At 65.4% G+C, this 21008-nt stretch carries 15 protein-coding genes; 5 read left to right on the forward strand and 10 right to left on the reverse strand.

Going from position 1 to position 21008, the window contains the following annotated elements:
- Window positions 1–3 precede the first annotated feature (3 nt).
- The 6 genes from C0J29_RS19820 to C0J29_RS19845 all read right to left on the reverse strand — a co-directional run bounded on the left by C0J29_RS19820 (window position 4) and on the right by C0J29_RS19845 (window position 11883).
- Window positions 4–861 (reverse strand): ABC transporter permease, encoded by an 858-nt coding sequence (locus C0J29_RS19820; protein ID WP_120793320.1) that lies wholly within the window; start codon window positions 859–861, stop codon window positions 4–6.
- Window positions 861–1712 carry an ABC transporter ATP-binding protein gene (locus C0J29_RS19825; RefSeq protein ID WP_232004330.1) on the reverse strand — a complete coding sequence of 284 codons (852 nt, stop codon included), beginning with the start codon at window positions 1710–1712 and terminating at the stop codon, window positions 861–863. Before C0J29_RS19825 ends, C0J29_RS19820 begins: the two co-directional genes overlap by 1 nt.
- On the reverse strand, window positions 1709–7276 hold the full coding sequence (locus C0J29_RS19830; protein ID WP_120794850.1) for a type I polyketide synthase: 5568 nt from the start codon (window positions 7274–7276) through the stop codon (window positions 1709–1711). The genes C0J29_RS19825 and C0J29_RS19830 overlap by 4 nt, the downstream gene beginning before the upstream one ends.
- Before the next feature lie 186 nt (window positions 7277–7462).
- On the reverse strand, window positions 7463–9226 hold the full coding sequence (locus tag C0J29_RS19835; protein ID WP_162951630.1) for an NAD(P)/FAD-dependent oxidoreductase: 1764 nt from the start codon (window positions 9224–9226) through the stop codon (window positions 7463–7465).
- 157 nt (window positions 9227–9383) lie between these two features.
- Entirely contained in the window at window positions 9384–10634 is a 1251-nt protein-coding gene (locus C0J29_RS19840; protein WP_242460489.1) for a cation:proton antiporter, read from the reverse strand.
- A 352-nt stretch (window positions 10635–10986) separates the two neighbouring features.
- Entirely contained in the window at window positions 10987–11883 is an 897-nt protein-coding gene (locus C0J29_RS19845) for a TPM domain-containing protein (RefSeq protein ID WP_120793323.1), read from the reverse strand.
- Between the two features lie 101 nt (window positions 11884–11984).
- Between C0J29_RS19845 and C0J29_RS19850 the strand changes: the two genes are divergently transcribed.
- The gene (locus C0J29_RS19850) at window positions 11985–12254 is read left to right on the forward strand and encodes a DUF4242 domain-containing protein (RefSeq protein WP_065046835.1); all 270 of its coding nucleotides are present in this window, start codon (window positions 11985–11987) and stop codon (window positions 12252–12254) included.
- 3 nt (window positions 12255–12257) lie between these two features.
- Here C0J29_RS19850 and C0J29_RS34460 read toward each other — a convergent pair whose 3' ends face one another.
- The gene (locus C0J29_RS34460; RefSeq protein WP_120793324.1) at window positions 12258–15161 is read right to left on the reverse strand and encodes an ATP-binding protein; all 2904 of its coding nucleotides are present in this window, start codon (window positions 15159–15161) and stop codon (window positions 12258–12260) included.
- A gap of 187 nt (window positions 15162–15348) precedes the next feature.
- On the opposite strand from C0J29_RS34460, the gene C0J29_RS19860 reads away from it, so the two are divergent.
- A complete protein-coding gene (locus C0J29_RS19860; protein WP_120793325.1) occupies window positions 15349–16722 on the forward strand; it encodes an FAD-binding oxidoreductase in 1374 nt (457 codons plus the stop codon).
- Window positions 16723–16787: 65 nt separating this feature from the next.
- Window positions 16788–17558, forward strand: coding sequence for a methanethiol S-methyltransferase (gene mddA / locus C0J29_RS19865; protein WP_242460490.1), 771 nt, complete (start codon window positions 16788–16790; stop codon window positions 17556–17558).
- A 1-nt stretch (window position 17559) separates the two neighbouring features.
- Here the strand turns inward: mddA and C0J29_RS33870 are convergent, their stop codons facing one another.
- On the reverse strand, window positions 17560–17961 hold the full coding sequence (locus C0J29_RS33870; protein ID WP_371872496.1) for a DUF2599 domain-containing protein: 402 nt from the start codon (window positions 17959–17961) through the stop codon (window positions 17560–17562).
- Window positions 17962–18266: 305 nt separating this feature from the next.
- On the reverse strand, window positions 18267–19223 hold the full coding sequence (locus tag C0J29_RS19875) for an NAD(P)H-dependent flavin oxidoreductase (RefSeq protein ID WP_065046829.1): 957 nt from the start codon (window positions 19221–19223) through the stop codon (window positions 18267–18269).
- 78 nt (window positions 19224–19301) lie between these two features.
- Between C0J29_RS19875 and C0J29_RS19880 the strand changes: the two genes are divergently transcribed.
- Window positions 19302–19973 (forward strand): helix-turn-helix transcriptional regulator, encoded by a 672-nt coding sequence (locus tag C0J29_RS19880; protein ID WP_120793327.1) that lies wholly within the window; start codon window positions 19302–19304, stop codon window positions 19971–19973.
- Here the strand turns inward: C0J29_RS19880 and C0J29_RS19885 are convergent.
- On the reverse strand, window positions 19952–20347 hold the full coding sequence (locus C0J29_RS19885) for a VOC family protein (RefSeq protein ID WP_120793328.1): 396 nt from the start codon (window positions 20345–20347) through the stop codon (window positions 19952–19954). The genes C0J29_RS19880 and C0J29_RS19885 overlap by 22 nt on opposite strands.
- Before the next feature lie 77 nt (window positions 20348–20424).
- Between C0J29_RS19885 and C0J29_RS19890 the strand changes: the two genes are divergently transcribed.
- Window positions 20425–20922: a glutathione peroxidase gene (locus C0J29_RS19890; RefSeq protein WP_371872415.1), complete on the forward strand. Its 498-nt coding sequence runs from the start codon at window positions 20425–20427 to the stop codon at window positions 20920–20922.
- Window positions 20923–21008: the final 86 nt, after the last annotated feature.

A 21008-nucleotide genomic window follows, 5' to 3' on the forward strand; every position in this document is an offset into this window, starting at 1 on the left:
CGGTCAGCTCTTGTCGGACCACCGGAAGACGGCAAGGCAGGCGATCAACCCGCCGACGCTCCATGCCGTCAGGACGAAGAATGTGTTCCAGTGCTCCCAGCTGCCGGCCGGTTCGAAGATGACCATGTTCGACGGCAGCAGCACCGATCGGAATCCCTGCGCCATCCATTTCACCGGAAAGATGGAGCCGATCGTCAGCATCCAGGCCGGCAACACCATCAGCGGAACATAGGTGCCGGACAGAAATTGCAATCCCACCGCCGGGCCGTTGGTCAGAACGGCCGCCGACACCGCGTTGCTCGCGAAGTTGCTGATGAAGATGCCCAGCAACGAGCAACTGATGATCCCCAGCACGAACACCCACGTCAGCGTGAACCACCCGAATACGGTTGTCGGCAGCCGCAATTTGAAGATCAGCACGCCGACCGAGAGCAGGACCACGGCCTCCGCGAGGCTGGCGACGGCGACCAGCAGAATTTTTCCGATGAAGTACGAGGATGCCGTCGTGGGCGTCCCGCGCAGTCGTCGAAGGGCGCCGGTGTCACGGTCGGCGGCGATGCTGATGCCCAGATTGATGAACGATGTCGAGAGAATGCCGTAGGCGAGCATGCTTGCCGCGATCACCGCGCCGGTGCTGGTGTCGCTGTCGGGAAGTTTCGCGGAGAAGATCGAACCCAGCAGGATGCAGATGACAGCCGGCATGGAGAACGTCAGCGCCACCTGCTCGGGGCGGCGGTAGAACATCTTCAGCTCGGGGACGACCCGCGACAGCCCGATGCGCAGCGGCGACGGCAGCGCTGAATCGCGCTGAGCCGCGCGGTGTCTGGTACGTGGGGCGCTTCTGGCGTGGTCGATGGCCATCAGGCGCGACCGATCAGCTGCAGGTAAGCGTCTTCGAGCGTTGGCCGGGTCACGGTCAGCTGAGTCAATTCCGTCCCATCCTTGGACCGCTCGCGGATCAAATCCGTCGGGTGATCGGTCTCCTCCACGTGGACCCGGTCGCCTTCCAACCACCGCACCGTCGCCGCCGTGTTCACATATCCGGTCAACTTTGCCGGCGAGTCGACTGCGACCACCCTGCCGTCGGCGATGACGGCCACGCGGTCGGCCAGTGCGGCGGCTTCCTCCAGGTAGTGGGTAGTGAGCAGAATGGTCGTGCCGTCGGCCGCCAACAGCCTGATGAGATCCCAGAACTGGCGCCGGGCTTCCGGGTCGAATCCGGTCGTCGGTTCGTCGAGGAACAGCACCTGAGGTTCGGCGATGATGCCCAGAGCGACGTCGAGCCGGCGGCGCTGCCCGCCGGACAAGGTGCGCACCTTGGAGCCGGACACCTTGCCGAGCCCGACCAGGTCGAGCACCTCTTGCGGAATGCGTGCCTCCCCATAGCATTTCGCGAACATATGCATGGTTTCGGACACCGTGAGCATGCCGAAGTCGCTGGCCTCCTGCAGCACGATGCCGATCTTCGCGCGCCAGGACCTGCCCGCGGTGCCGGGATCTTCACCGAGTACGCGTACGTCACCGGAGTCGCGTTTGCGATGCCCTTCGAGGATTTCGATGGTGGTCGACTTGCCCGCGCCGTTGGGCCCGAGGATTGCGACGATCTCGCCGTACCCGACGTCGAGGTCGAGCTCGCGCACCGCGTGGATCTGACCGTATGCCTTGGACAAACCGCGGACGTACACCGCAGGCGGCCGCTCCGCGTCAATCACGGCTGTGTCCCGTCTTCTTCTGGCACGGCGGGTCCGTCTTCGAGTTCGGCCAGCAATGCCCGTAGTTCGGCTTCGGACAACTGCTCGAGGAGCCGGTCTACGTCCCCGTCCTCGGACGCGTCGGGTTCCGATCGCTGATCGGCGGGAACCTCGGATCCGGGCAACTGCAGCTCGGCGAGCACGCGAACGGCGAGCGAGCTGATGCTCACACCTCGAAGCAGTTCCAGGACCGGCAGATCGATCGCGAACATCGTGTTGATTCGAACTCTGAAGTCCATGGCCATCATTGAGTCCAGGCCGATGTCATTGAGAGTCTCATCGACGCCGATGTCGGTGGCCGCGATGTCGAAAACGGTGGCCGCGATCTGACGGACGAGGTCGATGACGACGTCCAACCGGTCGGCTTCGGGGGTCCCGGAGAGTGATTCGAGAATCGACGCGTCGGCATCGGAAGAATCCAGTGACGTGTCGACGGTTCCCAGGTCCGAGAACATCGGCGGCAGTTGCCCGCTGAGTCCTACGCTGCGGGCGCGCTTCCAGTCCGCGCTGATGGCTACGACGCCGGCGACCTTCTGGTTGATGAGCCGATCGAGGATCCGGGTACCGGCTCCCGGCGTGATCAGCTCGATTCCCCGCTGCGCGTATAGCTTTTCGAGCTTGAGTTCTTCGACCATGCCCACCGACCAGGGGCCCCAACCGATGGTGAGCGCGGGCAAGCCCTGGGCCTGCCGGTAGTGCGCGAACGCGTCGAGGAAAGCGTTCGCAGCGGCATAGTTGCCCTGCCCGGGCGAGGCGATGACCGATCCGGCGGACCCGAACATCACGAAGAAGTCCAGCTCGCGACCGGCGAAAGCGTTGTGCAGCACCCGGGTGCCGTCAATCTTGGGTGCCATCACCTTGACGAAGTCGGCTTCGCTCATATTCACCAGGAGCTGATCGTCAACGGATCCGGCGGCGTGGATGATTCCGCGGACCGGCCGGCCGCCGGCCCGGGTGTGGCTATCCAGCCAGGACCCGACCTGGTCGGCGGCGGTGATATCGACGCTTGCCGTGATCACCTGAGCACCAAGGCGTTCGATCGCGCGGATGGTGTTGACGGTCGCGTAGTGCGCGCTGTCCTCGGCCAGCGCCGGCCACCGGTCCCTCGGCGGGACTTCGCTCCTGCTCAGCAGCGCGATGTGTCGTGCCCCGCGTTCGGCGAGGTAGACGGCGACGGTGCGGCCTAGCGCCCCGGCTCCCCCGGTGACGACGTAAGTCGCGTCCTGGGCGAGTTTGGTGGGGAAGGGTTTGGTCAGGTTGGCGCACAGTCGAAGACGCGCAACGTAGGTGGTGTCACCGCGGAGGGCCATTTGATCCTCGGCGTCGTCGGTGAGGATGTGTTCGCAGATGTGCGCGGCGGTCCGTGTGTGGTCCTCGGCATCGTCGATGTCGATGAGCCCGCCCCATTGACCGGCGAATTCCTGGTGGCCGATGACCCGGCCGAGCCCCCAGATGGCGGCCTGGTCGACAGACAGGTTGTCGGTGCCCGGTGCCGGTTGGGCGTTTCCGGTGATCAGATAGATGCGCGGCCGTGCGGTGTCGAGTTCGGCGATCGTCTGCACGAGGTGAAGTACTGCGAAAACGCCCAGCTCGTCGTTGGTTTCGGCCACATCGTGGAGGTCCAGCGGCCAGCAGCTGATGACGCCGGCGAGGTCACCCTCGATGTCGAGATGCGCCGCGAAAAGTTCGCGGAGCTGCTCGAGCCGGCGAGGGTCGACCGCGTATCCCCCGTCCATTCGGGTGAGCGCGCCGACGTTCTGGTGTTGCACCGCCTGGACACGTTGACCGCGGGCGCGGAGCCGCTCAACAACGGCGGTGCCGACGCCGGCGTCATCCACCAGAACGAGCCAGGATCGCTCGCCGACCCCATCCTCGGGATATTGCCGGCTGCCGTCGTCGACCACCGAGCCGCTTGCCACCCACTGCATCTCGTAGAGGCCCTTGTCGATACGTTCCCACGACATCCGGGATGAGGCGCTGAGGGACTCGACGGTGAAGCCGTTGAAGACCGCCAGTGTCTCGCCGAAATCGTCGGTGACGGTGATGTCGCTTTCGATCTGTTCTCTGGTGGCCGACACGACGTCTACGTGGACGGTCATGTTCTCTTGCGGCGGACCGTAGATGACGCTCTGCCGAATCCGGGTGGGAAGGTAAGGGCTGTCGGCCGCATCCTGGCCGACGGAGTTGGCGCCGAACAACGTTTGGAAGGCACCGTCGATGAGCGCCGGATGGAAACGGTATCGACCGATTTCGTCGGCGATGGGCGGCCGAACGGTGATCTGAGCCTCCGCCCAGCCGTCCCCACACCTGACCTTGCCGACGGACTGGAAAGCTTCACCGTAGGCGAACCCGATCGCCTGGGTACGGGCGTAGAAATCCTCGCCGCTGAGGGTGGTGATGAGCTCCGCTTCCTGCGGGTTATCGCTGTGCGCAACCGAACTCGGCAGCGTGTTCAGTTCCGCGGTCGCCGTTACCGTCCACTTCACGTCCCCGTCGGATGTTGCCGTGAAGGCGGCGAACTCCAGTGCGCCGGTGTCCTGGTTCAGGGTGGTCCGAAGAATCGGATCACAGGTGTCGTCCAGGATCACGGCGCGTTTGAGCACCAGGTTCTCCACGCAGTGGTCGGTGGATCCGTAGGCTTCTTCCGCGGCGGCCAAGGCCATTTCGATGAACACCGCCCCGGGCACGATGGCGCTGCCCTGCACCTGGTGGTCCGCCAGGAAGGGAACGGCGGTGATGCTCAGCTCCGCTTCCCAGGTTGGGTGCACGGCGCTGACCGGTTGTCCCAGCAGGGGGTGCACCGGGTTGTAATGCAGGTCCTCCACCGCTTCCTGGGTTTCGTTCCAGAAGCGTTTGGACTGCCACGGATAGGTGGGAAGTTTGACCAGGCGCGCGCCTTCCCGCGGATACAGGCTGTCCCAAGCGATGTCGTGGCCGTGACAGTGCAGTGCGCCAACGCAGTTCATCAGGGTGTGCGCGTCGTCGTCGTCGCGTCGTTGGGCCGCCATGACTGCGACATCTGTCTTCTGATCGGTCTTGGGGTCTCGGGTTCCGGCGATCTCGATGATCGAGGATGCCAGCACGGGATGGGGTCCCAATTCGACGAAGTGGGTGTAACCGTCTTCGAGCATTCGCCGGGCTGCGGGTTCGAAAAGTACCGTGGCTCTGGTGTTCTGCCACCAGTAGGCGGCACCCGCGGCGTAGCCGTCCAGGCGTTCCCCGGTGACCGTGGAGTACAGCGGGATGGCGCCGTCGCCCGACGACAGCCCCGAGAGGGAGTGGTAGAGATCGTCTTTGACCGCGTCCATGTAGTGGGTGTGGTACGGCACCCGCACGTTGAGGAACCGGTTGAAGACCGTGGCTTCCTCCAGCTGTGCGGCGATGTCGTCCAGGACTTCGCTGTCACCGGCGATGGTGACGGCCGACGGGCTGTTGATCGCGGCGATGGATACCCGCCGACCGATCTCGTCGCGGGCTTTGTCGTCGATGGTCTGCAGCAGCAGGTCGGCGCCCAGTCCGACGGCGAGCATGCGGCCCAGGCCACTGGTGCGTTGTTGCAGGCGACTTCGGTGGTAGATCACCTCGATTGCCTGTTCGAAGGAGAGCAGTCCGGCGAGATGGTGGGCGGCGACTTCGCCGGCGCTGTGGCCGACGACTGCGTCGGGTGTGATCCCGAATTCTCTGAGTTGTTCGGCGAGGGCGACTTGGATGGCGAAGTTGGCGGGCTGGGCGAATTCCGTTTCCGCCATTCGGGAGTCGGCCTCGTCGGCTCGAAGTTCGTCCAACAACGACCAGTCGGCGTGCCGGGACAGCTCGCGATCGCTTCGCCGGATGCTGTCGGTGAAGGCGGGAAAGACGTCCAGTAATCCCCGGCACATCTTCCACCACTGGGGGCCCATACCGGTGCAGACGAACGCCAGTTTCGGCGCGGCCGGCTGGATGCGGTTCGCAGCTATCTGACCGCCATCGGCCAGTGCCTGAAGTTGGTCCCGGACGTCGTCGACGCTGCTTGCAACGAGGGCACGTCGATAGTTCAGATGCGAACGGCGCCGGGCGAGGGTGTAGCCGAGGTCCGGCAGCGACACGTCGGGATGCGCGCTGATGTGCTGTGCCAGATTGTGCGCCGTCGCCAGCAGGGCGTCCTCGTTGCGCGCCGAGATGGGGAGGACCGCCAGCGGCAGACGCTGCGAGTGGGCAGGGGCCGCGGTCGGGGCCGGAGGCTCGGCCAGCACGGCATGGGCGTTGGTGCCGCCGAAGCCGAAGGAATTGACTCCCGCCAGCCGCCGCTCGCCTAGCGGAAACTCGCGACCGGTTCGCGGAATGTCGATCTTGAGCTCGGCCAGTGGGATTGACCCACTGGGATTCTTCAGATGCAGGTTGGCCGGGATGTACCCGTGCTTGAGCACCAACGCGGCCTTGATGAGTCCGGCCACCCCGGCGCCCGCCTCGAGGTGACCGATGTTCGTTTTCACCGAGCCGATCAGCAGCGGCTCGGTCGTCGGCCGCTCGGCGGCGAGCGCACCGGCGAGGGCCCGCATCTCGACGGGGTCGCCGACCGGGGTCCCGGTGCCGTGCGCCTCGACATATCCGATTTCGTTGGGGTGCAGGCCCGCTCGTCGCAGGGCGGTGGTTATCGCTGCTCGCTGCGCATCTTCGCTGGGGACGGTGATGGAGTCGGTGTGCCCGTCCTGCGAGACCGCCGTGCCGAGGATCTGGGCGTAGATCTCGTCGCCGTCGCGCAGGGCCTGCTCCAGCGGCTTGATGACGACCACGGCACCGCCTTCGCCGCGCGCGTAGCCGTCAGCGGACGCATCGAAGGCCTTGCAGCGTCCGTCAGGACTCAGAAACCCACTCTTGGATTCCGCGATCGCCGTGTTCGGCCCGATCATGATGTTGACGCCGCCGGCCAGCGCCAGATTGCTTTCACCGTTCCAGATGCTCTGCGCGGCAAGGTGTACCGCGACGAGGGAGCTTGAGCATGCCGTGTCCACCGTCATGCTCGGCCCGCGGAAGTCATAGGTGAAGGAGATGCGGTTGGCCAGCATCGTCATCATCATCCCGGTGGCGGAATGAGTCTTGAACCGGTAGCGACTGGTGCGGCCCTGATTCTGCAGAAGCTGGTAGTCAAGCGTGAAGCCGCCGATGAACACCGCGACGTCACTGCCGGCCAGGCTTTCCGCCGGGATTCCGCCGTCCTCGAGCGCTTCCCATGTCGTCTGCAGCATCAGCCGTTGCTGCGGATCGAGCAGGTTCGCCTCACGAGGCGAGATTCCGAAGAACTGAGGGTCGAATTGATCGATCTCGCTGAGGAATCCGCCGCGGCGGGTGACCATCTTTCCGACTTTCGCCGGATTGGGGTCGTAGTACTTCGCGGCGTTCCAACGCGTTTCCGGGACGACGCGGGTGGCGTCGGTGCCTTCGCACAGCAGGTTCCAGTAATCGTGCGGCGTGTTGGCGCCGCCCGGGAAGCGGCATCCGATTCCGACTATCGCCAAGGGTTTTCGTGTGCCGTGTTCGGCGCGCATGTTCATCCTTTCCCGCCGGCAACCCGTCGCGAGTCAGTGAGAATCGCGGCCGGCCACTGGGATCTGTGAGTCGTTTGCGGATGTGTGCCGGTCACCCGCGCGGCCGGCCACTGGTGCGGGCGGCGGCGACCGCTGTCACGTGCACGCCGTAAGCCAGACCCCATGTTGCGCGGATCCTGATGCGGGTCAACTGAATTCGAGTGCGGGTGCGGCGCCGACGATCCAATCCTGGCCGATCGGGTTGATCGGCTGCTCGTGGCGGTAGACCGATCGCAGCTCCCGCAGCAGGGGATCCCGTTGCCATGCCTGTACTTGCTGCATGACGTCGTCGTCGGAGAACCTCTCCGACTTCGCTGCTACCACCGTCTCGACCAACTGACCCGCGACCTGCCGGAGCAGTCGGGTGTTCTCGTCGAATTGCGCGGTGAAATCGGCGGCTCTTCCCATCATCGCGGTGTGCAGCGTGACCATGAAATTATGCGGCGCGTATAAGTCGACAAACGTCGAGGAATGGTTCGCATCCTCAATGGCAGCCCATTCCCGGAAGAAACTCTGCATGCGGTTGCTGAGGTCGATGAGACCGTTCAGATGAGGGACCACCGCAGGATCGTCGGCAACGCTGACGAATCGGCCGTTGCTGTAAAGCAAACCTATGAAGCCCCAGTAGAACGCGATGTCCCAGATGACTTTGGCAGACATAACAGCTGCGGAACCCATGAGAGGGTATTGATCGCAGTAGATGTTCAGCCACATGTCGGTCAGGGACCGGAAAAGGGAATCGCTGATCCCGGCCCTTGCCACGACATCTTCCCCGTCCAATTCACGGGTGATCATGTCCGTGATGAGGCCATTGCCGATTGCGATCAGGTCCAGTCCCGAGGAATAAAGCGGGTCCAGGAATATCCCGGCATCCCCGGTGACACACCAGCGCTCGCTGCCGTCATAAACTTTTGTGGCGCCGTGGCTGTAATTCTTCATCACCCGGAAGTCTTTGATCAGGTGATCGAGTTCCGCCAGGACGGCCGCGCATTGCGGTTCGTGCTCGCGTAGCCAGGATTTGGCCTTTGCGAGCGTGTTGAAGTCGTCAAAGGCGTGGAAAGCGGGGTCTGCGACAATGCCGACGCTGGTGGCTCCCGAAGCGAGCCGGATGAGCCACACCCAATAACCCTCACCCATCAGGTGATTGGTGGACAGCGACCGGTCGCCTTCGACCAGGCGCGCCTGCCAACTCGGGTCGTCGCTCCACTGGCCGATATCGATGTCGGCGGCTACGCGTAGCCACACGGCATTGCAATTGTGCTCGTTGGGCCGCCTCAGCTCCAATTGCCGGGGCAACGCCCGATTTCGCCCCGACGCGTCAACAACCCAACGAGCCGTCCTGTGGGTGATCTCTTCACCGCTCTGGAAAGAAATGGTGTGTGGCTGGTTTCCGTGACCGAATTCCACCGATCTGAACCGCCCGTTGACTATCTCGGCGCCGGCCGACTGGCAGCGTCGGTTCAGTTCGTTCTCGAGCCGTCCACGGTCGATCTGGTAGGTGACCTGAGGGACGAACGACGAGCTTCCTAGTTCCATCCGCTGCGCGATGTCGGTGTTCGTATCGTGCGAGAAGAACATTCGCAGACCCATTTTGCGGAGCTGCGCAGTCTGCAGATGGTCGCCGAGGCCGATGCGTTCCCGCAGGTAGTGCGCGGAAATCTCGACCGTGGACTCACCGACGGTGTGGGTCACCTCCGGCACCGGGCGGGCGTTCGGCTCGATGATCAGAATCCGAATCTCCGGACGAGCGCTGCGAAGCTCCAGCGCGAGAGTCATCGCGGCGGTACCACCGCCGATGATGGCGACATCGTGGTCAGCCGACACCGCCTCGGCCGATGACAGCTGAGTCTTGATCTTGCGCGCGAGGGCTTCCCGTGCCTCCGAGCTCAGTTGAGACAGCTGCGCTCGCACGTCCACACGTCCCCCTTCGCGGTGCGTTTGGCGAAGTTGCTTAATAGTTAAGTAGGTTACACGAAATCAAGCTCCGGCAAACGTTGAAGTCGGGGTGGAGCACCGAAGCCTGTTAGGCCTGTTAGGCCTGTCAGGCACGCTCAGTATCGGGCCTGAATCATCCCCTGAGCTGCGCCGTGTCGTCCGAGGGCGCGGTTACGCGATCCTCGGGGTCCGGCGCCTCGGGGTCTGGCGCCTCGTCGACCCGGTATCGCCCGTAGACCCGTTCGAAGACCGGCGTCGCCATGAGCGTGGTGAAGATCGCGACCAGCACCAGAATGGTGAAGAGCGCGGGCGTGATGATCCCGGCTTGAAGGCCGATGTTGAGCAGAATCAGCTCAATCAATCCACGGGCGTTCATCAATGACCCGAGCGCGACCGACTCCCGCCACGGCACCTTCTTGAGTCGCGCCGCCAACGTACACGCGACCCCCTTGCCGAGGATCGATACGAGAAGAATTCCGAGCGTCACCGCCCATAGCGAGGCGCTGTTCAGCAGGCCTACTTGAGTGTTCAGTCCGGAATACACGAAGAACAGGGGCAGCAGAAACGTGGTGACCAGTGGCTCGAGTACGGCGGTGAGTCGGTCCGCAAAGAAGCCGGAGGGCATGGCGACGCCGAGGATGAATGCGCCGAATATGGCATAGATGCCGATTGTGTCGGTGAACCAAGCGCAGGCCATGAGCAATATCAGGACCGTGGTGAGTACCGGCGGGGTGATCGCATTCTGGCGTTCGGACATGCTGCCGAGCACACTGAACATTCTTCGCCCGAAGGTGAGCAGCACCACGGTGTAGACGATTCCTCCGATTATCGCCACCGCAGCCAACACCGGATTTCCGCGGTGAATGGCGAGCACTATCGCCAGTAGGCACCAGGACAGCGCGTCGTCCGCCGCGCCGCATGCCAAAGCGAGTGTTCCCAGTGGCGTTCCGGAAAGCCGTTGTTCGAAGATGATTCGGGCGAGCATGGGGAATGCGGTGGTGGCGATCGATGCACCGAGAAACATCATCGCCATCGCGAGGGTGACGCTTTTGTCGAAGAAGACCCCTGCCGACAAAAGCGGCATGGCAAGTAACGCTCCGAGGGCCAGCGGCGTGAAGATCCCGGCCGCCGAAACTGCAACGGCGGTTCCGGCGCGATGCTTGATCAGGTTCACATCGAAATTGAGCCCGATTAGAAACATGTAAAGCACCAGGCCTATCTGAGCCATGGTGTACAGCACCGTATTCGCCTGCCCCGAAGGAAATAGGTGGTGTTGTATTTCGGGTGCGAACCGGCCCAGCAGTGAAGGGCCGAGAAGTACGCCGGCGATCATTTCGCCGACGACTTGTGGTTGCCCGATGCGTTTGGCGAGAAACCCGACCAACCGGCACGCTCCGAGAATGACGGCCAGTTCGAGAAAGAAATGAATGGCGGTTGCTGCTGGCATGGATCAGGTCCTCAGGTTCAAGCTATGGGTCAGCGGCGGCGGCAGGGCGCAAGCCAGACTCTCGGGACGCCGGATGCTGCGACCGGTGAATCGTGGGCATGGGGCCATCTCGATCGAGGCTACGGTACGCGCCCACGATGCGCCCTCCGGTGGCCCTGATCGCGCGCCCGGTCGACCCGGATGCGGGCCTGCTCGACGACTACGCCGACCGACGTTTTCTATCGACGTCCATGCTGGAGTCGGTCACGAAAGACTGTGCCGTTCAACGCATTACCGCGGCGGCCGCCGGTCAGCGTGATGCACCTCTGGGCCCGCGGGCCCGGTGTGCCGCCAGCACGTCGGAGTTGGCCAGCGTCTGCGCCTCAGCGGCCAGAATCGATGCCCGGTTGGCATGACCAACCGCTTCGCGCTCGTTGGTTGTCGCCTTGGCGTGCGCGGCGGCCAGGTGCCGTTTCGCATCTTCGAGCCGGGCCTTGGCGTCGGCTCCGATGTGCTGACGGTATTTCGCGGCGTAGTCGGAGATCTGGCGCAATCGGGCGTCCGCGGTGGACAACGCGGGACCCGCTGAGTTGACCGGTCCCTCGATATTCACCTGACCGTCGCCGGCTTCGATGCCCCGTGCGGCGCGCCGCCGACGATGCCTGCGGTAGAGCAGAAGAAGCACCAGCAATACCAGAACCACCGCAACAACACCGATCGCGATCGGCAACCAGCTCCGCTTCGACGAGCTGGCCGTCCTGCTCAACCCGTCTGCCGCGGCCACTGCGGCGCCGCTCCAATCCTTCGCGTTCACCGCCGGCTCGATTTGTTGGCTTTGCAGACTGCTCAACTCGTCCGCCGCGACACCAGGCGCCGTGAAGGTGTATTTCTTGGTATTCGTCGCCACGGCCAGCAGCGCGTCGTTATTGCCCATCCCGCTCGCGCTGCGGGTTTGGTCGGCCCAGTTCTCGGGTTTGAATCGGGAGAAGTTGTCGACGTAGACCACCCACAGTTGAATGTGCTTATCGCGGTACAGCCGGTCGACCGCGGAGCTGACCGTCGCTCGATCGGTGTTCGTCAGCGCCCCGGTGGTGTCGGTGATGTGGTCGGTGAGTCTGGACGGCGGCTGCGCGCCGGAGGGGGTCGCCAGCAGCAAACTCGCCGCGAGGACCGACAGGACTACACCGAACAGGCGAACAATGCGCATGCGGGTAATCTAGCCCGCCGCGAGCGGCTATCTTGAGAAAGCACGGCTCCGAATTTCAGGGGTCGTGGCGGGGGGTTCGACCGCGTGCGAAGGAGACCGCAATGCCGATATTCATGGTCGAACGAAACTACGCCGAAGAGTTGGAACCCAGCCTGGAAGCCGCCGACGGCATCACTCGGATCAACGACGAGGAAGGCGTTCGCTGGCTGTACTCCTTCCTGTCGGCCGATAAGCGCAAGACGTATTGCCTGTACGAGGCACCGACGCCCGAGGCGATCAGGTCTGCCGCGGTGCGGGCCGGCCTTCCGGCGGATGTGATCGTCGAAGTCTCTGGCCGGGTCCTGAACACGGGAGGAATGGCCGAGATCTGACCGCTATCCCAGCAACTCGTGATCCGCGGCGTACATCGCAGCCTGGGTGCGGTTGGCGGCGCCGGTTTTGAGCAGGATGCTGCGCACATGGTTGGCGGCGGTGTTCGAACTGATGTAGAGACGTTCCCCGATCGCGCGGTTGCTCAGTCCCTCCGCCAGCAACCGCAATACCTCAACCTCACGCTCGGTGAGACCGTCCGGGCCATTGGCGGTCATGACGACATCCATGAGGTCCAGGACGCGGGTCTGGCCGATCGGCGCGGCGATGGCGCGCGCCTCACCGGCCCACTGTCCGGCCTGCTCGGCACTACCGTGCGCGAGCGCGAACAGCGTGCGTCTGGCGAGCGTCTCAGCGACGTGCACCACCGACCCCATCCGCCGGTCCATCTCCAGGGCTGAAGTGAAATACTCTTCAGCAGAGTCGATTTCGCCATTGAGCGCCGCGATCCGGGCGAGGTACCGGTCGGCACTGCCGAACAGCGCGACGAACTGGCCCGCCATGACATTCTTGCCTTCGTAGCGTGCGACGAACGGGCGTAGCGCGTGTACCGCTTCCCGGTTGCCCAGGGCCAGCGCCGCTTCCACCATGAAGATCAATTCCATCGGCCACCGCGCCGCCTCGGTTCGTTCCCCGAGATTGCGGCTGAGCAGTTGATTCAGAGCACGGTTCATGCCCCGCTCGCAGTCCAACTCGGTGTAGAGGGCGAGCAGTCCGGGCAGCCAGCGACCGGCGAATGTCTCACTGCCGTCGACAAACGTGCTGAAGCGTTTGAGGGCGCCGGTCTCGCGCCGGATCATGAACATCTGGACTCCGTAGGAGCCTTCCGTCGTGTCGCTGCCGAGCAGTCCCCCGGTGCGCACAGCGATCTCCGCCCATCGCTCGGCATCATCGAAATCGCCACGCAGATAGGCCATCCCACCCTGGGCGCAGGCGCCGACGAAGCTGAAGAAGGGTTGCCCGGAGGTCTGGCCGGCGCGCTCCATGTCGCCCGTCGCCGCGGCGAGGTCCTCGGGCCGTCCCGCTTGATAACTGGCCAGCGCCCGGAAGTGCGAGGCCGAACCCAGGGCCTCGTAGTCACGCCGGGCCAGCGCCACTCGCGACAGCTCGGTGGACCGATCCAGTTGGTGCTCACACATGTCCGGCGTCAGACCGTGCCACAGACTTGTCTCCAAGGCATGCACGAGCACCGCTGGATCGTCGCCGCCGCGGGCTTGGTCGATAGCGAGGCTGCTGACGTCCCGCGCGCGCGCCGTCTCACCGGCGAACGCCAGCGCCCGGCCGAAACTGCCCAGCGCCCGGACGTAGCGCGGGTCACCGGCGTCCAAACCGCACGATTCCAGCGCCGCGGCCAGCAGATCGGCCGCCTTCGAATCTGCCAGCCCGGGGCGCCAATTCGCGTCTTCGTAGCCGATGGCCGCCTGCAGTCGCACCAGCGGGTCGTCGGTGGCGCTGATGTTCTCGTACATGCCGCGGGCGCGCGCGAAGTCCCCGGCGCGAACGTGATTCGCGGCGGAGCCGAGTTGCATCCGGGCCCGCTCCGCGCGGCTGAGCTCGGGTAGCGACGCGGCCCGCTCGTACCACGTCGCCGCGTCCTCATAGGCCAGACTGTGCTCGGCGATCCGGGCCGCCTCCTGCGCATACCGCAGCGCCTGCTCGTGGTAGCCGAGCACGTGGGCCAGCAGGTAGTGATTGGCGAGGCGAGGGATGACCGAGGGATCGGCGCGGCCCTCGAGGCCTTTCGCCGCGCGGGCGTGCAATATCCGCAGCCGCGATGCCGCCATCCTGGCGACCACGGCCTCCCGGGTCAGCGCGTGCACGAAGGAGAAATCCACGTCGGATCCCTGAACCGCCCTGATCAGGCCGACGCCCTCGGCCGAATCGACAGCTGCCAGCGTCACTGCCAGATCGGCCTCGCTGCTGGCGATGAGCGCGGGCAGGTCGAATGTCTCACCGAGCACTGCGGCCTGTTCGACGATCTCGCGCACGCTGGCCCCCAGACCGGCCAGCCGGCCGGCGATGGCGTCACCGATCGAGCTGGGAACGGACCGGTGCGAGCCCAACGCGGCCACCCCGCCCCGCCTGTCCAGGTCTTTACACAGCTCGGTCAGGAAGAACGGGTTGCCACCGGTTTTGTCCCGCAACAGGGCCGCCGCGGTGCGCAGCGCTGACCGGCTCAATCGCTCAGTGCCGCGGACGAATTCAGCGATGGCCTCGGTGTCGAGGCCCTCCAGATCCAGGCGGCGCACGCCGTCGAAACGGTGCATCTCCGCCAACCGGTTGACCAGCTCGTCGGAGCGGTCCGGCGCCGTGGTGCGAAAGGTGGCCACCACGAGCATGCGTACGTCGGCGCAACCGGCGAGCACGTGTTCGAGCATCGCCAGCGTCGGGAGCTGTGCCCAGTGCAGGTCTTCGAGAATCAGCGCGATCGGCCGGTCGTTGGTCAACCGGCGAAAGAAACCGGTGAGCGCGTCGAGAAGCAACCGCCGGCCGGTGCCCGCGTGGTCGGTGACCGCCGTGCCGGCGAGGTGCCGCTGCACGTGCGACGACAACCGGCTCAGCTGCGGCCCGGACTCGGCCAGTGCTTCCGCGAATGATCCGGCGGGACTTGACGACAGCAGCCGGTCGAGCGCCTCGACGAACGGTTCGTACGGAACGCCGGCATCAGCGGTGCAGCTGCCGATAAGGACCGCGACTCCGTGATCGGCCAGGGATCCGGCGACGTCGGCGACCAGACGCGACTTGCCGGCCCCCGGTTCACCGCCGACGAAAATGGCCTGACGGTCCCCGTTTTCGACCAGCTCCCAGGCCCGCTCGAGGGCGGCCAGTTCACCGGCGCGGCCCACGAAAGATCCGCGGCGACGTACGACGACTTCGGCCGGAAGCGGTGGCGGCACCCACTGCGCCATCTGCCCAAGGTAACGGCACCGCGGTCGCCTCGTCGATAGTCAGAAATGACCATTGCTGGACGGCAAGCGAAATGCTTCGTTGTGGTCATGACTAGTGGCGCCGGAGCGACGTAGCGTCACCGCATCGATTCCAGAAAGCCAGGGTTCCAGAAAGCAAGGGTTCCAGAAAGCAAGGAAGGTGGCGGACATGTCCACTGCGAGTGCGGTCGGCCGGCCGAATCTGCTGGGCGGGAGAGTGATCCTGCCGCACGACGCGGACTACGACGACGCGCGCGCACTGTACAACGCCATGATCGACAAGCGGCCGGCGATGATCGCGCGGTGCGGATCCGTCGACGACGTGACCGCGTCGCTGGCGTTCGCCCGGGCATCCGGGTTGGCGGTCGCGGTCCGCGGGGGTGGCCACAGCGGTCCGGGGTTCGGCACCGTCGACGGCGGCATCGTGATCGACCTGTCGCCGATGGACCGGATCGACGTGAACGCCGACGCGCGCACGGTTCGGGTGCAGGGCGGCGCGACATGGGGTCAGGTCGACTCCGCCACGCACGGTTTCGGGTTGGCCACGCCGTCCGGTGTCATCGCCACGACCGGTGTCGGAGGGTTGACCCTGGGTGGGGGGCACGGCTATCTGTCGCGCAAGTACGGCTTGACCATCGACAATCTGCTGGAAGCCGAGGTGGTGCTGGCCGACGGGCGGGTGGTGATCGCCTCGGAGTCCGATCACCCCGATCTCTTCTGGGCGCTGCGGGGCGGCGGTGGAAACTTCGGCGTGGTCACCTCGTTCACGTTCCGGCTGCATCCCGTCCAGTCGGTCATCTGTGGGCCGACGGCGTGGCCGGGTGCCGCCACTGCCGACATCCTCTCCTGGTTCCGGGACTTCATCCCGGCTCAGGACGAGGACCTGTACGGCTTCTTCGCGACGATGACGGTGCCGCCGGGCGATCCCTTCCCGCCGGAGTTCCACCTGCAGAAGGCGTGCTCCGTCGTGTGGTGTTACACCGGCGATCCGGCGCGGGCCGACGAGGTGTTCGCGCCGGTTCGGCAGATGAAGCCGGCCTTCGACGGCATCGGCGCGGCTCCGTACCCGGCGCTGCAGTCGACCTTCGACGGTCTGTATCCCAAAGGGCTGCAGTGGTATTGGCGCGGCGACTTCTTCCGGACGATCGACGACGGCGCGGTCGGTGCGCACGCCCGCTTCGTCGAGGAACTGCCGACGATGCACTCCGCGATGCACCTGTACCCGATCGACGGGGCGGTGCACCGGGTCGGGCAGACCGAGACCGCGTGGTCCTACCGCGACGTGAACTTCTCGCAAGTCATCGTCGGTGTCGACCCCGATCCGGCGAACGGCCCTGCCCTGCGGCGGTTTACGGCCGACTACTGGGAAGCGACCCATCCGTACTCGGCGGGCGGTGCCTACATCAACTTCATGATGGACGAAGGCCAGGAACGAGTCCGCGCCACCTATGGACCGAACTACCGCCGGCTCACCGAGATCAAGGCGGAATTCGACCCTGAGAACACCTTCCGTATCAACCAGAATATCACGCCTGCGAGGTGACCGGGACCATGAACAACACACCGAAATACTGTGTCAACGTTGACGATAGAGGCACCGGGTGCCCCGTGCTCCACCATTCCGGGACACCCGCTCAGACAAATGGCAGGTTCCTCAGCGTAGTCGCGCTGCTCTACGGCGGCCTCAGCTACCTGGTGTTCTTCGGAGTCTTCCTGTACCTGGTGGGTTTCGTGACCGACGTCGCGGTCCCACGCACCGTCGACCGCGCCCTGCACGCGCCGGTCGCACAGGCAGTGCTCATCGACCTCGGCCTGCTGCTGTTGTTCGCACTGCAACACAGCGTGATGGCCCGGCCCGCTTTCAAGCGGTGGTGGACCCGCTTCGTCCCCGAGCCGATCGAGCGCAGCACCTACGTGCTGTTGTCCAGCGCCGTATTCGTGCTGATGTATTGGCAGTGGCGTTCGATCGACGTCACCGTCTGGCAGGTGGATTCCGCACCGGCCCGGATCGCGGTGTATTCAGCAGCTGGTCTCGGCTGGCTGATCGCGCTGGCGTCGACGTTCATGATCGATCACTTCGAACTCTTCGGCCTTCGGCAGGTGCTGCACAACCTGCTGTCAAAGCCCATCGTGGAGAAGGGCTTCCGCGTCGTGTTGCTCTACCGGTTGGTGCGCCATCCGCTGATGCTGGGATTTCTGATCGCGTTCTGGGCCGCGCCGACGATGACGGCAGGGCATCTGCTGTTCGCGGCGGCCAACACCGTCTACATTGTGATCGCCGTGCGGTTCGAGGAACGCGATCTGGTGCAGGAGCTGGGCGAGCAGTATCACCGCTACCAGGGTCGCGTGCCGATGCTGCTGCCGCGGGTGTGGCGCTGATTCAAGCGGACTCTTCGGCCGCGCCAGGGTTGCAGCGTGAGGTGATCATGGCGGCGGTGTCCACCTGCGGCCGCCAGGGTTCGAGGTTCCAGCTGACCTTGCCCGGTTGGGCGAATTCCGCGAAGCGCCAGTGGCAAACGAATTGCTCGCGCATGCCCGGCTTGTCCGCGTCCGGAGCAAGTCTGAGCACCTCTGCCCAAGCTTGACCGGGGTCGACGAGCCGGGTCGACGCCTGACGGCCGGCGGCGGTGGGGTACACCCGCAAGCTGGCTGCGTCCGCGACCGTGCTCCACTCGGCGCGCGCGACGTAGCTCTGACCGGACGCCGCGAGGTCGATGTGTGCCGCCGTCGCCAGTGCTCGGACGACCGGTGACGGGGCGGCCTTCGCAAGGGTTCCGGTGATGCCGAAGTGCTGGATGCCGGTGAAGGCGCAGAACGCGATTGAGCTGAGGGCGACCAATATCCAGACGAAGACGCCGTCCCGCACCCCGTTGTTCGACGGTGTCACCCGGCCCGGCTCGGCGTAAGCCGCGGCTCCGGGTGATGCGGTGAATGCGGGGGCGGTCATGGGTCTCTCAGCTGTCGTGTCGGACGTGTCGATGGACAGAGTCTGGACAGCACCGCTTGGAAAGTTCTTGAAGAGAAAGAGGGATCCCGGATTCGAGGGCCGCGCGCCACGTGAACGCGTAGGCCTCGACTAGCCAAACATCAAGGGGTGAGCAACCTTACGAGCTCCGCCGCGCCGCGGATGTCGTGGATGCGGCCGACATTGGCGCCCGCGTAGAGCGGACGTCCCTCGACCAACTCGGCAGGCCCGTCCGCGGTGGGCGGTTGGGCGATCGGGAACGGCAGCCACGAGGGCAGCTGCGCGCGGACAGCACGATCCTGGGCCGTGACCGGCATCGCGTTGGCGAGGTGCGACATCATCCGGTTAGCGGCGCGGATCCAGCGGGGGCCCCGGGCGTCATCGCCTAGCCAGCGGCGGGTGGCCTCATTGGGAATCACCCGGTGCGGGGCGTCGGGCCAGCCCAATCCGAAAAGTTCGGTCAGCACTGTCTCGCTGGCTTCCAGGCAGCGCTTCTTATACGCCGGGTGGGCGCGACATTCCGCGCTGAGCAGGAAACGGGTGCCGACGACGGCCGCGGCCGCTCCGGCGTCCAGGGCCTCGCGCACACCCTCGGCATCGACGATTCCGCCGGCGGCCAGGACCGGAATGTCCACCGCCCGGCGCACCTGGTCGAGCAGTTCAAGCGCGGGAGTCGTGCCGCGGACATGGCCGCCTGCCTCAACTCCCTGCGCGATCACCGCGTCTGCACCCGCGGCGGCCGCCGCCGTCGCCTCGGCCACCGACCCGCACTGGTGGATCCAGGTGGTGGCGGCAATCCGGCGGGGAACGCCCCAGAACGTCACGATCACATCAGCGGCGGCCGCGGCCTCCACATCGCCGGGACGGACGAACGGCAGCAAGAGGTTCACCGCAACGGGCCGGCCGGTGAGCCTGCGTGCGGCCGCCAGTTCGGCGGCGATCGGGGCACGCGCGCCCGCGATCGTTCCGAGCCCACCCGCCTCCGAGACGGCCGCAGCCAGTTCGTGTCCCGCGACGGTGCCCATACCGGCCTGAACGACCGGCACGTCCATGCGGCGCAAATCGAGCACGGCGGGCATTCCTACCAGGCTACCGGCCTGAGGGTTTGCCCGGTCGGTCGCGACAGGCCCTCTCGCTCGCGTCCTAGACTCGGTCAGGTGAGCTATCGCGAGCTACCGGCTCCGGCCCGGCTGCGCGAGTTGGTGGAGTGCACGTGGGTCAGCGACTCGCCGCGGCGCACGCGGGTCCTGCCCGACGGATGCATGGACCTCATCGACATGGACGGTCGGGTGCTGGTGGCCGGTCCGGACACCGCCGCATTCATCAGCGACCAAAGTTGCGCTGTGGCAACGGGGATCCGGTTTCGTCCGGGTGTGTTGCCGAGGCTGCTGGGGATCCCGGCGGCTGAAGTACGCAACGCCCGAGTCGACCTGGAACTGTTGCGGCCCAACATCAGTGGCCTCGGGCTGATGCCGCTGACCGGCCGCCTGCTCCAGCACGAGGCCTCCCGCGAGACCGCACCGTGGCGACTTGCCGTTCTGCGTCACGTCACCGAGCGGCTGGGCAGCGGAGCCACGGTGCACTCCGTGGCCGGTGAAATCGGTTGGTCAGCAAGGAATTTGCAGCGACAGTGCGTCGCGGTGTACGGCTACGGTCCGGCGACATTGCGACGGATTCTGCGATTCCGCAGAGCAGTGCGGTTGCTGGAGGCCGGCATGTCCGCCGCCGATGCCGCAACCATGTCCGGGTATGCCGACCAGTCGCACCTGTCGCGACAAGTGCATGAGCTGGCCGGGGTGAGTGCCAGTCAGCTCGGCTGCGGGGCGTAGAGATCGATCGAGATGCCGTCCGGGTCGGCGACCGTGGCATAGCGTTGTCCCCAGGGGGCGTCGAAAGGCTTCACGACTTCGGGGTGACCGGCAGCGGTGAGCCGGCTGAACAGGTCGTCGACCTCCGCGGGCGCGCCGAGCCCGAACGCCAGCGTCACCCTTCCGGGCGAAGCCGGGGAACGCCAGCCGGCATGGAAACTGGCGATCGTCTCCTCGGTGTCGAGCAACAGGCGGTTGCCGCCCGGCAGTTCGATCTCAACGTGCGGAGTGTCGGTCTCGGGGATCGACAGACCGAGCAGGCGGTAGAAGTCCAGCGAGTGCGCGAGGTCGCTCGCCACGATCCCGACTGCGGCAGATGCGAGTTGGTTGTCCATGACTGCGACGGTAGATCGCGCCCGGTGCGGACGTCATGAACAAATCGGACAGCATCAGCAGTGTTAGCGTCGACGGCGTGACCCTCGCAGACCTCAAAGACATAGCCCTGACCACCCTCGACGGCAGACCGGCGACGCTGGCCGAATTGTCCGACGGCGCAACGCTGGTCGTGAACGTGGCCTCCAAGTGCGGACTGACTCCGCAGTACGAGGCCCTGGAGAAGCTGGCCAAGGATTATGGCGACCGGGGCCTGACCGTCGTCGGCGTTCCGTGCAATCAGTTCATGGGCCAGGAGCCGGGTACGGCCGAAGAGATCCAGACGTTCTGCTCGACGACCTACGGGGTGACCTTCCCGCTGCTCGCGAAGACCGACGTCAACGGCGAGGACCGCCATCCGCTGTATACCGAGCTGACCAAGGCCGCGGACGCCGACGGCAAGGCCGGCGACATCCAGTGGAATTTCGAGAAATTCTTGGTGGCCCCCGATGGCTCGGTGGTCAATCGGTTCCGTCCCCGGACCGAACCCGACGCGCCCGAGGTCATCAGCGCCATCGAGGCCGTGCTGCCCCGATAGGCAGTGGTCCGTTTAGATGGTCCGTTCAGCGGCGCCGTTTACGCGGTCCTTTAAGCGGCGCCGTTTACGCGGTCAGGTTTGCCGCT

This window comes from Mycobacterium paragordonae (assembly GCF_003614435.1).
Classification (GTDB): domain Bacteria; phylum Actinomycetota; class Actinomycetes; order Mycobacteriales; family Mycobacteriaceae; genus Mycobacterium; species Mycobacterium paragordonae.